The following is a 12,441-nucleotide window of genomic DNA, read 5'->3' as shown; positions in this document are numbered from 1 at the left end:
ATAAACGCCATCTATACTTTGCCGATTCTTCATGCTAAATCTGAAACACATCTTCGTGAACATACTAAAAACACACAACAAAATGGTTTCTTTAGCGGCGCGTTTTTCTGGTAAGCAACTCTCCATCAGCGTTTTACTGCTCTCTTCGCTACTACTGACCGTAGGGCGCGGTCTGACACTGCCATTTATGACCATTTATCTTTCCCGGCAGTACGGTATGCCGTTAAGCGAAATTGGTATGGCGCTGACTATCGCGCTAACGGCGGGTGTGGTATTTAGCCTGTGGTTTGGCATTCTCGCGGATAAATTCGACAAGAAAATATACATGCTGTTTTCGATAGTGATTTTCCTCGGCGGCTTTATCGCTATTCCGTTGGTAAATAGTGCCGTTCTGGTGGTGGTGTTCTATTCGCTCATAAACTGCGCGTATTCGGTATTTGCCACGGTGCTGAAAGGGTATTTTTCTGACACGTTAGAAATTCATCAAAAGCCGAAAATATTCTCGCTTAATTACACCTTCGCCAATATCGGCTGGACGGTCGGCCCACCAATCGGCACGCTGGCGGTGCTCTACAGCACCAACCTGCCATTTTGGCTTTCAGCCCTAACTGCAATAATCCCGTTTATCGTGATTAGCCGCTATGTGCACAGTGTACCGGTTGCCCCTTCACGTTCTACCGATGGGGTAGTACTTTCCCCGCGTCAGATGCTTAAAGACAAGGCATTGATGTATTTCACCTTGTCCGCATTTCTTGGTTCGCTGGTGTTTGGCTCTTTTGCTGCCTGTTTATCGCAATACGCGATTGCGATCTCTGATTCAGATTTGGCGCAAAAAGTGGTGGGAGTGGTACTGCCGGTGAATGCTTTTGTGGTGGTAGTTTTCCAGTATATGGTCGGCAAACGCATTCGCCCGGACAACATCAAAAAACTGATGGGCTACGGTACGCTGTTTTTCATAGTCGGTCTGGCAGGTTTTATGATTTCAGGCGATAACCTGCTGTTATGGGGAGTTTCTGCGGCAGTGTTTACACTCGGTGAGCTAATATTTGCGCCAGGTGAATATATGTTGGTTGATAACATTGCACCTGAAGGGCTTAAAGCGAGCTACTTTTCGGCGCAGCAGTTAGGTTGGTTAGGCGGTGCATGTACTCCACTGTTCACCGGCTTGATGCTGACCTGGTTCCCGCCATCAATGTTATTCGTAGCGCTGATGGTGGCAATTGCACTGGCCTATCTGATGATTGTGAAAGGAATGGCGGTGAAACCGCAGTTGGCTCTCAATTAAATGGTGGATGTCGCTTCGCTAATCCACCCGAAATAACTGGCTATAAATTTTTGCGATACTGAATAAACCCAGGCTTATCCGCCAACTTGTCGTATAACGCCTGGCCTGCCGCATTGGTTTCATGGGTATGCCAATACACTCGCCCGCAACCTTTCGATTGCGCATGCTGATAAACACCTTCTATCAGTGCCCGGCCAACCCCTTTGCCACGCGAATCTGGCGCGGTAAACAGATCTTCAAGATAGCAATGATCCTCAGCCGACCAGGTGCCACGGTGATAAACCATATGCACAATACCAACCATTTTACCCTGCTCATCGAACGCGCCGAGCGCATACATAGGCTCGGCGGCATCAAGCATTCGCTGCCATGTTAATTTCGTGACAACGTCACTAATTTGTGAGTTGTAAAACGTGAGATATCCCTGCCATAACGCAGCCCAGTGTGTGTAATCGCTTTGAACCAGAGCGCGCACCTGCACCGCATGCGTGGCATGGATTGGGCGATTGCTCATCAGATTTGCACGAATCCTTGCCAGCCCCTGCTTCTGCACACCGCCAGCCATATTTTCAACACTTAGCCACACTTCAAACGCCTGCTGAATTTGCGGCCATTCGCTATCGAGAATTGAAAACCACGCAGTATCTCGAGTGCGCTGTTTATACACTACGGCCTGGCGGAATAGACCTTCATAACGGAAGCCCAGGCGAATAGCCGCATGGCGCGATGGGCCATTCAGGCTGTCACACTTCCACTCATAACGACGGTAACCCAGCTCAAAGGCGTACTTCATTAACAGGTAATGAGCTTCGGTTGCCTGAACGGTACGCTGTAATAATGGAGAGTACATAACGAAACCGACTTCTATCACACCATTTGCCGGGTCGATGCGCATTAGAGACAGAGTGCCCAGCGCGTCGCCGCTTTGGGTATCAACTACTGCGTAATGCATGGGATCATGGCTTTGCGCCGCAGTCGCTATGAAATCGGCAAATTGCTGAAGGCCCGCAAAGGGGCCAACACTCAAATACGTCCAGCCGCTGTTGTCTTTTGCCGTATTCCACGCCGCCCAAAGTGAAGCGGTATGAGTAGGTGCCAGCGGCTCGAGCCGGCAATAACGCCCTTCCAGTACCACACGCTGTGGGCGCGGGCAAGGCTGCCAATCCGGAAGTGCATGGCCAACCGGTTGTTGATGTTCATTTATAGTCAATTCAGGCCTCCACGGGCGCAATAACGATAAGTTACCTGAATATAAACAAGTGATGGCATAACAAACAGAGCCATAATTTTTGTGATAAACCAGACCATAATGTCTAAATCGCCACCAACCCCCGGACCCCATCGGTTTCCATATCGGTACCCTTACCACGCTGGATAATCGAGCCACGCGACATCACCAAATAGTTATCGGCAAGCTGCGCGGCAAAATCATAAAACTGTTCCACCAGCAAAATAGCCATATCACCTTTGGCGGCAAGGCTACCAATAACCTGACCGATCTCCTTAATTACCGATGGCTGTATCCCCTCTGTTGGTTCGTCCAGAATCAATAACTGTGGTTTACATGCCAGCGCACGACCTATTGCCAGCTGCTGCTGTTGGCCACCAGAGAGATCGCCACCGCGCCGTTGTTTCATCTCTTTAAGCACAGGGAAAAGCTGGTAAATTTCTTCCGGTACCTGCTTTGCATCTCGCCCTGCAAAGCGTGAAAGCCCCATCAGCAGGTTTTCCTCCACCGTCAGACGCGGAAATATTTCGCGCCCTTGCGGCACATAGGCAATTCCCGCCTGCACACGCTGGTGCGGTTTACGGCTGGTGATGTTGTTCTGCTGCCAGTTCACGCTGCCGGATTTTGCCGGGATCAGCCCCATCAGGCATTTCAACAGCGTACTTTTCCCCACCCCATTGCGCCCCAGCAGGCAGGTGACTTCACCAATTTTTGCTTCAAACGAGACGCCGCGCAAAATATGACTGCCACCGTAGTATTGGTTTAGATCGTTGACCTGTAACATTTCATCTCCCCAGATACACTTCAATCACTTGCTCGTTGGCCTGCACTTCACGAAGCGATCCTTCTGCCAGCACCTGGCCCTGATGCAGTACCGTAACGTGATCGGCAATGGTTTCCACAAAGCCCATATCATGTTCCACCACCATCAGCGAATGCTTACCTGCCAGCCCGCGAAAAAGCTCGGCGGTATACTCGGTTTCGGCATCCGTCATGCCTGCTGCGGGTTCATCAAGCAGCAGCAAATGCGGCTCCTGCACGAGTAGCATGCCGATTTCGAGAAACTGTTTTTGCCCGTGGGAAAGCAGCCCGGCTTTACGATGGCGTTCCGCGCCAAGTCGCAGCGTCACCAGCATTTCGTCAATGCGATCCCGTTGTTCAGAGTTGAGTTTCGCCCGCAGGCTCGCCCACACCGATTTATCTGTTTTCTGCGCAATCTCCAGGTTTTCAAACACCGTCAGGGCCTCGAAAACCGTCGGCTTCTGGAATTTACGTCCGATACCACGTTGCGCGATATCCGCCGGTTCTAAACGCAGTAAATCGGTCGATTGATCGTAAAAAGCTCGCCCGCTTTGCGGTTTGGTTTTCCCGGTAATCACATCCATCAATGTCGTTTTCCCGGCACCATTAGGGCCAATCACGCAGCGCAATTCGCCAACGCCAATATTGAGTGAAAGATCGGTCAGTGCCTTAAAACCGTCAAAACTGACATTAATGTTTTCCAGCATCAGCACCGGATCGGTTTGATCGCGGAATCGGTCTGCCTCGTACTGCCGAGTAAATAGCGGTTCTCCTGGTAGCATTATTTTTCTCCCTTACGCAGCAAGCCGATCACGCCACGCGGTAAAAACAGGGTTACGACGATAAAAATCAGCCCAAGGAACAGTTGCCAGTATTCCGGCACCGCCATGGTGAAATAGCTTTTCGCCCCGTTAACCAGCCCTGCGCCAAGGATTGGGCCAATCAACGTACCGCGTCCACCCAACGCCACCCAAATAGCGGCTTCGATAGAGTTGGTTGGCGACATTTCGCCAGGGTTGATGATGCCAACCTGCGGCACATACAATGCCCCTGCCAACCCGCAAAGTACCGCAGATAAGGTCCACACCAGCAGCTTGAATCCTTTTGGGTCGTAACCGCAGAATACCAGGCGGTTTTCTGCATCGCGTACCGCTGTCAGCACACGGCCAAACTTACTGCGCGCGAGTGCAAAACCTATCCCAAGGCTTGCCAGCAGTAATAAAACCGTGGCGATAAACAACCCGATGCGCGTGCTCGTGGCGGTAATTTGCATGCCTAGAATAGTGGTGAAACCGGTGAAACCGTTATTACCGCCAAAGCCAGTTTCATTACGAAAGAACAGCAGCATTCCGGCGTAGGTCAGCGCCTGGGTCATTATCGAGAAATAGACGCCTTTGATTTTTGAGCGAAAGGCAAAGAAGCCAAACACCAGCGCCAATAGACCTGGTACCAATACAATCAGGGCCAGCGCCCAGGCAAAATGCTGGGTTCCCCACCAGAACCACGGCAGTTGATCCCAGGAAAGGAACGACATAAACGCGGGCAGCCCGTCGCCTGCGGCCTGGCGCATCAGATACATTCCCATCGCGTAGCCGCCAAGGGCAAAGAAAATGCCGTGTCCAAGAGACAACAGTCCGGCGTAGCCCCACACCAAATCCAGCGCAACGGCTACCGTGGCATAACAGAGGATTTTGCCGACCAGCGTCAGCGTGTAAGTCGAAAGGCTCAGTGGATGGCTGGCTGGCAACAGCGTTAAAAACGGCAATGTCAGCATCAGCACCACAATCAGTGAACCCAGTACCAGAGAAATGCGCGGCGCTTTGCGGGTGAGTGTTAACGTTAGCGGCTGGCTCATTAGTCAATAACCCTCCCTTTCAGGGCGAACAGACCTTGCGGGCGTTTCTGGATAAACAGAATAATCAGCACCAGGATGAGGATTTTGCCTAGCACCGCGCCAATTTGCGGTTCGAGGATTTTATTGAAGATACCCAGACCGAATGCCGCAGCCACGGTTCCCGCCAGTTGGCCCACACCGCCGAGTACCACCACAAGGAAGGAGTCGATAATGTAGCCTTGTCCCAGCTCGGGGCCGACATTGCCAAGCTGCGAGAGCGCTACGCCGCCAAGACCTGCAATGCCTGAACCCAGCCCAAACGCCAGCATATCCACACGTCCGGTTGGCACGCCGCAGCAGGCGGCCATGGCACGGTTTTGCGTCACGGCTCGCACATTCATGCCAAGACGAGTTTTGTTCAGCAGCAACCAGGTAAACAGCAATACCAGCATCACAAAGCCAATCACAACGAGGCGGTTCCACGGCAAAATCAGGTTCGGCAGCACTTGTATGCCACCAGACAACCACGAAGGGTTAGCGACCTCCATGTTTTGCGCACCAAACACCATGCGCACAATTTGGATAAACATCAGGCTGATGCCCCATGTCGCCAACAATGTTTCCAGCGGGCGACCGTACAAATGGCGAATCACCGTCCGCTCCAGCGCCATACCGATTCCAGCGGTGATAGCAAAGGCGACGGGCAAGGCGACAATCGGGTAAAACGTCAGCAATGATGGCGCGTAATGCTGAAATACGCTTTGCACCAGCCACGCGGAGTAAGCTCCCAACATCAGCATTTCGCCGTGTGCCATATTAATCACGCCCAGCAAACCGTAGGTTATCGCAAGCCCCAGGGCGGCCAGCAGCAAAATGGAACCCAGCGAGATCCCCATAAATGCCTGGCCGAGGATGTCGCCCAGCATCAAACGGTGCTGAATTTTTTGCAGTCCTTCATTGGCGGCTTTGCGCACCTGCGCATCGGGTTCGGTCTGCGCATCACTCAGCGGTTTGAGTAATGCTTGCGTATCGGGGTCAGCAGAATGGCTAAGTAACTCCACCGCATTCAGGCGCACTTTTGCGTCGCTGCTGGTGAGTTGTAGTTGTGCCACAACACCCTCAAGCTCGCTGCGAACATCTTCGTTTGTTTCGGCTTTAAGTCTTTGTTGTAACAGTGGCAGCAAATCAGGCTGCGCATCGCGTTGCAGGGTCTTTGCCGCTTGCATACGTTCAGTGACATTGTCACTTATTAGTCGATGACTGGCGAGTGCACTGCCCGCAAGAATGCGTAAACGATTAGTCAGCCGGACTTTTTTAACCTCACCCGTTGGCGCTTTTGCATCACCCAGCGGTGTGAGTGTGGAACTGTTTTGCACAAAAGCATGATGTTGTTCGTCAACCACCAGACTTTCAGCCCCGAGGGCACTTAATAGCGGTAAACGTTTTGCATCCGGTGCCGCCGCCCAGGTTTGCAGCAGTTTCGCCTGTTGCGTGCGGTTCGCCGCGGCAAAATCTTCGGCATCTCCGGCGCGGGCGAAGCACGGCAGCAGCCAGGCCATGATTAACAGCCAGCGTACATATTTCATGGGCGTCTCCTGGAATTTTTGGTCGATGACGCTGCGCTTATCCCCCAACAAAATCCAAATCGTAGGTCGGATAAGCGCTAGCGTCATCCGACGCAGGTTTTACTTTAGTTACTCGCCATTTTCACAGGCTCTTCAGACTTCTTATCGTTGCCTGCAATGAACGGGCTCCACGGCTGAGCGCGTACTGGTGCATCGGTCTGCCACACCACGTTGAACTGGCCGTTGCCTTCAATTTCACCAATCATCACCGGCTTATGCAGATGGTGGTTGGTGGCGTCCATGGTGAGCGTAAAACCAGATGGCGCTTTGTAGGTTTGCCCTGCCATCGCCGCGCGTACTTTGTCCACATCCGTAGTTCCGGCTTTTTCCACCGCCTGTGCCCACATATGGATGCCAACGTAGGTTGCTTCCATCGGGTCGTTGGTGACAACGGTGTCAGCATTCGGCAGTTTGTGGGCTTTGGCGTACGCTTTCCATTCGGCGACAAACGCTTTGTTGGTTGGGTTATCAACCGATTCAAAGTAGTTCCACGCCGCCAGGTTGCCGACCAGTGGTTTAGTGTCAATCCCGCGCAACTCTTCTTCACCGACCGAGAACGCCACCACCGGCACATCGGTTGCTTTCAGGCCCTGGTTGGCGAGTTCTTTGTAGAACGGCACGTTGGAGTCACCATTAATGGTGGAGATAACCGCGGTTTTGCCGCCTGCGGAGAATTTCTTGATGTTGGAAACAATGGTCTGGTAATCGCTATAACCAAACGGGGTATAAACTTCTTCGATGTCTTTATCCTGCACGCCTTTGGAATGCAGGAAAGCGCGCAGAATCTTGTTGGTGGTGCGCGGATAAACGTAATCGGTGCCCAAAAGGAAGTAACGTTTCGCCGCTCCGCCATCTTCGCTCATCAGGTATTCCACTGCCGGAATTGCCTGCTGATTAGGTGCAGCCCCCGTGTAGAATACGTTTGGCGACATCTCTTCACCTTCATACTGCACCGGGTAGAACAGCAGCCCGTTCAGCTCTTCAAATACCGGCAACACAGATTTGCGCGATACCGATGTCCAACAACCAAACACCACCGCCGCTTTATCCTGGCTTAACAGTTGGCGCGCTTTTTCAGCGAACAACGGCCAGTTGGAGGCCGGATCAACCACCACCGGTTCGAGCTGTTTACCCAGTACGCCGCCTTTGGCGTTAATGTCAGCGATGGTCATCAGCGCCACATCTTTGAGCGGCGTTTCAGAGATAGCCATAGTGCCGGACAGCGAGTGCATGATGCCCACTTTGATGGTGTCGGCAGCTTGTGCGCTGAAGGCCAGCCCCATGCTGACTACCGATGCGGAAAGCGCGAAAGCTTTAATGAAGGTGCGACGTTGCATAGTGTGTATACCCCAGATTTAACCCGAATTAGCGAATAACCCCATGCTTCGCCTGATGAAGCATATGGAGAGTAATTTGACGGACCTCTTTCTGACTTGCGGCTATATGGTCGTGTAAGCGGGTCTGCGCCTCCTGAAGTTGACGGTTCAAAATGGCGAGCAAAATCTGTCCATGCTCGAGATATGTGGCACTTACGCGCGGACGTTTGGTGAAATCCAGCCGCCGCACAATACGAATTTTTTCGGTGATTTCGCGATGGACCCGCGCCATTTCCGGGTTTCCTGTGGCCTCAACCAGCGTCATATGGAACTCCTCGTCGTGGCTGGCAACTTCAGCGCCATCGGCCAGTTGTGGCGCATCAATCCAAAACTGTTTCAGCGCCTGAAGCGGCAGCGGACTCACCTCTGTGGGCAACATACACAGCCGTTTTACGGCTTCGAGCTCCAGCACAATGCGCAGATCGTAGAGCGACTCCAGATGATCGAAATCCACCGCTTTTATCTGCCAACCGCTGCGTGGCTGTACCTCGACATACCCTTCTTGCTCAAGGGCATACAATGCCTGGCGCACCGGAGTTCGGCTGGCGGCCATGCGCACTGCGATGTCGTTTTCGCTAAATCTGTCACCCGGCAGAAGCTGGAAATCAAAGATTTCCTGCTTCAACAAGCGGTGGATACGCTCGGCGATACCTTCGGGTTTCTTATTCACACCGCATCCAGCCACAGCAATGCATCACCGGGCCCTACCTGGCGACCCTGCTGGCAACTGATACGAATAACGGTGCCATCGCAAGGTGCGCTCACCATCAGCTCCATTTTCATAGCTTCCACCACGATCAACGGCTCGCCCTGCTTCACAGCCTGTCCTGGCTCCACGAGGATCTTCCAGATATTGCCGTTGAGATCCGCGCTCACCAGCTGACCTGGCTGATCTTCAACCAACTCTTCTTGCGCAAGCATCGCGCTCTCGACCGCAGCACTTTCCTGCTCCTTCCAGTGCGCCACTTCACTGACAAACGCACGCTGTTGGCGCGAGCGGAAATCAGCAATGTCGTCGGCGTTGTCGGCAAGAAAGGTGGTGTAAGCGGCAAAATCGAACTCGACCTGTTCAACACGCACCTCGGCACGTCCTTCACGGAAGGCGCTACGAAATTCAGTCAGTTCGTCTTCGGTGACCGGATAGAAACGCACCTGGTCGAAGAACTTCAGCAGCCATGGCTCATCACCAAACTGTTCGTTCTTAAGGAATTTGTTCCAGATAGGCAACGTACGCCCAACCAACTGGTAGCCACCCGGCGAATCCATGCCGTAGATGCACATATACATACCGCCAATACCGACGGTGCCTTCGGCAGTCCAGGTGCGGGCCGGGTTATATTTCGAACTCAACAAGCGGTGACGCGGGTCAAGTGGCACCGCGCAAGGGGCGCCGAGATATACATCCCCCAATCCCAAAATCAAATAACTGGCGTTAAAGATGATGTCCCGTACTTCGTCACGGTGCGCCAGGCCATTGGTGCGCTGAATGAAATCGACGTTATTGGGCAGCCATGGCGCTTCGGCGCGCACGGTTTCTTTGTAACGTTCAACCGCCGCAAGCGTGGCGCTGTCTTCAAAGGCCATCGGCAGATGCACAATACGCGACGGAATTTTGAGTTTCGTGACATCGCCCAGCTGTTTTTCCAGACCCAGCAGTAAAGTCAGTAATTGCGACTGGGAAATATGCTGGCTGTCATAACGCACTTGCAGCGAACGCACACCCGGCGAAAGCTCTTCAATACCGGAAACTCCGGCCTGTTTGATGGCTTTCATCAGCAGATAAATACGCAGGCGCAGCGCCAGATCCAGCACGTTGTCGCCGTATTCGATCAGCACATAGTTGTCGCCCGCCTGGCGGTAAACCACGGCAGGTAAATCACTCTGAGCATCCAGTTCTGCGAGAATTGCCGCACTTGAGGTGGTGGTCGGTGTAATCGACGGGTGCAAATCCGGCAGATTTAACACATGTAGCAAATTGGTAACTGCCACATCTTGTGCAATTTCCAGCGACTGCGCATGTTCAAAGGTGATCGCGTGGAAACGAATGCGGTCGCCCGGCTTCACCTGCCCGACTTTCCACAGTTCTGCTTTGGCAATGGTCACCGGGCAGACAAACCCGCCCAGACTTGGGCCATCACGCGTCAGGATCACCGGGAAGTCGCCGGTAAAGTTCACCGCGCCAATCGCGTATTCACAATCATGAACGTTGGAAGGATGAAGCCCCGCTTCGCCACCATCAGCCCGCGTCCATTCAGGTTTAGGGCCGACCAAACGCACGCCGAGGCGGTTTGAGTTGTAGTGAACCTGCCACTCGGCTTCAAAGAACGTCTGCATGGATTCAGGGGTGAAGAAATCAGGTGCGCCATGCGGCCCGTACAACACGCCAATTTCCCAGACATCGCTGTATTGCGGGATAACTGCCGGTTCCGGCGTTTGCGGCAGTGAAATCGGCGCAGGCGTGGTGCACGCCGGTAAGCACGGTTGGGAGATCGCCAGCACATCTGCCACGCGCAAAGTGCGCCCGGCATGACCGCCGAACTGCCCGAGGGCAAATGTAGAACGGCTGCCGAGATAAACCGGCACGTCGAAACCATTGCGTACCGCCAGATAAGTGCGACAACCCGAGGTTGCACGCCCCAGTTTTAACGTCTGCCCCGCCTTGACGATCACCGGCTGCCAATATGGGACTTCTTCGTCATCAAGCGTTGCTGGGCAATCTGCACCGGTTAACGCGATAGTTGCGGCGCTATGGAAACGCAGCGTCGGCCCCTGCAAGGTAAATTCAAGACCTGCGGCAGACGGATGGTTGCCAACAATGCGGTTGGCAAGACGGAACGCAAAATCATCCATTGGGCCGGACGGCGGCACGCCAATATCCCAGTAACCCAGGCGGCCAGGGCTGTCCTGCACGCTGCTCCAGGTGCCGGGTTCCAGCACTTCAATGGCATGAGCCTGGTAAACCACGTCATCCAGCAGGCGGGTCCACATCACTCCAGCTTTAAATTCCGCCAGTTGCACAATTTGACGCAGGTAATCGAGATTGGTCGCAATACCGTGTAAACGCGTGGCGGCAAGTGCCGTGTTCAGTTTACTTAACGCCTGCTGACGATCGCCACCGTAAACGATCACTTTGGCGATCATCGGATCGTAAAACGCACTGACCTCACTGCCGGTACTGACCCAACCATCGACCCGCACATCCTGCGGGAAGTAAACGTCAGTCAACACGCCAGGACTTGGCTGGAAGTTTTTCAGCGCATCTTCGGCGTAAATACGCACTTCGATGGCGGCCCCTTTTGGCGGATGCGCTAAACGCTGCCAGTCAAGCGTGACGCCTGCGGCGACGTTAATCATGCATTCGATAAGATCCAGCCCGGTGACCATTTCGGTGACCGGATGCTCGACCTGCAAACGGGTGTTCACTTCAAGGAAATAGAACGCATCACGGGCGGCGTCGTAGATAAATTCCACGGTGCCGGCGCTGCGGTAATTAACTGATTCACCGAGTGCCACGGCTGCGGCATGAATCGCTTCACGCGTGGCTTGCGGCAAGTTGGGTGCCGGGGTTTCTTCCACCACTTTCTGGTTGCGACGTTGCAACGAACAATCACGTTCGCCCAGCGCGACCACCTTGCCTTTGCCATCGCCAAAAATCTGCACTTCAAGATGGCGCGCACGGTCGACAAAGCGCTCGATAAACACGCCATCATCGCTGAAAAACTGCTGGCCCATACGTTTTACGCTCGACCAGGCATCAATCAGGCTCGCTTCATCTTCGCAGCGCGTTAGGCCAATTCCCCCGCCACCTGCGGTGGTTTTCAGCATCACCGGGTAGCCAATTTCAGCCGCCGCCAGCTGCGCTTCTTTCAGGGTCAGCAACAAGCCCGTTCCCGGTGTCATCGGCACATCAGCTTTAAAAGCCAGTTCACGAGCGCGGTGTTTCAGGCCGAAATCCCGAATTTGTTCGGCGGTTGGGCCGATGAACACCAGCCCGTTATCAGCACAGGCCTGGGCAAACTCCGCGCGTTCCGATAAAAAACCGTAGCCCGGGAATATCGCCTGCGCACCGCTCGCTTTAGCAGCGGCAACGATCTTCTCAATATCGAGGTAACTGTCCGCTGCTTTTTCGCCACCGAGCGCAATCGCCACATCGGCATCAATCACATGCTGCGCGTTAGCATCAGGGTCGGAGTAAACAGCAACACTGCCGATACCCATTTTTTTGAGCGTTTTAATTGCCCGAACGGCAATTTCACCGCGGTTAGCTATCAATACAGAGCTAAACATTGTCG

9 protein-coding genes are annotated in these 12,441 nt (G+C 53.5%); 1 reads left to right on the top strand and 8 read right to left on the bottom strand.

The window, feature by feature from the left end; all coding sequences use genetic code 11:
* Positions 1 to 82: 82 nt before the first annotated feature.
* Positions 83 to 1,285, top strand: coding sequence for an efflux MFS transporter YdeE (ydeE, locus tag M977_RS21525; protein ID WP_064518894.1), 1,203 nt, complete (start codon positions 83 to 85; stop codon positions 1,283 to 1,285).
* 40 nt (positions 1,286 to 1,325) lie between these two features.
* Here the strand turns inward: ydeE and M977_RS21520 are convergent, their stop codons facing one another.
* The 8 genes from M977_RS21520 to uca form a co-directional block, all read right to left on the bottom strand.
* Positions 1,326 to 2,495, bottom strand: a complete 1,170-nt coding sequence (locus M977_RS21520; RefSeq protein ID WP_245163526.1) for a GNAT family N-acetyltransferase — start codon at positions 2,493 to 2,495, stop codon at positions 1,326 to 1,328.
* Between the two features lie 103 nt (positions 2,496 to 2,598).
* A complete protein-coding gene (gene urtE, locus M977_RS21515; protein WP_064518788.1) occupies positions 2,599 to 3,297 on the bottom strand; it encodes an urea ABC transporter ATP-binding subunit UrtE in 699 nt (232 codons plus the stop codon).
* 1 nt (position 3,298) lies between these two features.
* On the bottom strand, positions 3,299 to 4,096 hold the full coding sequence (gene urtD, locus M977_RS21510; RefSeq protein ID WP_064518787.1) for an urea ABC transporter ATP-binding protein UrtD: 798 nt from the start codon (positions 4,094 to 4,096) through the stop codon (positions 3,299 to 3,301).
* Complete coding sequence (gene urtC, locus M977_RS21505; RefSeq protein WP_064518786.1) at positions 4,096 to 5,169, bottom strand: urea ABC transporter permease subunit UrtC; 1,074 nt, start codon at positions 5,167 to 5,169, stop codon at positions 4,096 to 4,098. Before urtC ends, urtD begins: the two co-directional genes overlap by 1 nt.
* Positions 5,169 to 6,734 carry an urea ABC transporter permease subunit UrtB gene (urtB, locus tag M977_RS21500; protein ID WP_064518785.1) on the bottom strand — a complete coding sequence of 522 codons (1,566 nt, stop codon included), beginning with the start codon at positions 6,732 to 6,734 and terminating at the stop codon, positions 5,169 to 5,171. Before urtB ends, urtC begins: the two co-directional genes overlap by 1 nt.
* A gap of 104 nt (positions 6,735 to 6,838) precedes the next feature.
* Positions 6,839 to 8,110: an urea ABC transporter substrate-binding protein gene (gene urtA, locus M977_RS21495; protein ID WP_064518784.1), complete on the bottom strand. Its 1,272-nt coding sequence runs from the start codon at positions 8,108 to 8,110 to the stop codon at positions 6,839 to 6,841.
* A gap of 28 nt (positions 8,111 to 8,138) precedes the next feature.
* Complete coding sequence (locus M977_RS21490; protein WP_083962978.1) at positions 8,139 to 8,819, bottom strand: GntR family transcriptional regulator; 681 nt, start codon at positions 8,817 to 8,819, stop codon at positions 8,139 to 8,141.
* On the bottom strand, positions 8,816 to 12,436 hold the full coding sequence (gene uca / locus M977_RS21485; RefSeq protein ID WP_064518782.1) for an urea carboxylase: 3,621 nt from the start codon (positions 12,434 to 12,436) through the stop codon (positions 8,816 to 8,818). Before uca ends, M977_RS21490 begins: the two co-directional genes overlap by 4 nt.
* Positions 12,437 to 12,441 lie beyond the last annotated feature (5 nt).

This window comes from Buttiauxella gaviniae ATCC 51604 (assembly GCF_001654835.1).
GTDB lineage: Bacteria > Pseudomonadota > Gammaproteobacteria > Enterobacterales > Enterobacteriaceae > Buttiauxella > Buttiauxella gaviniae.
The sequence above is the reverse complement of the archived record's forward strand: the minus strand, read 5'-3'. Positions and strand labels throughout refer to the sequence as shown.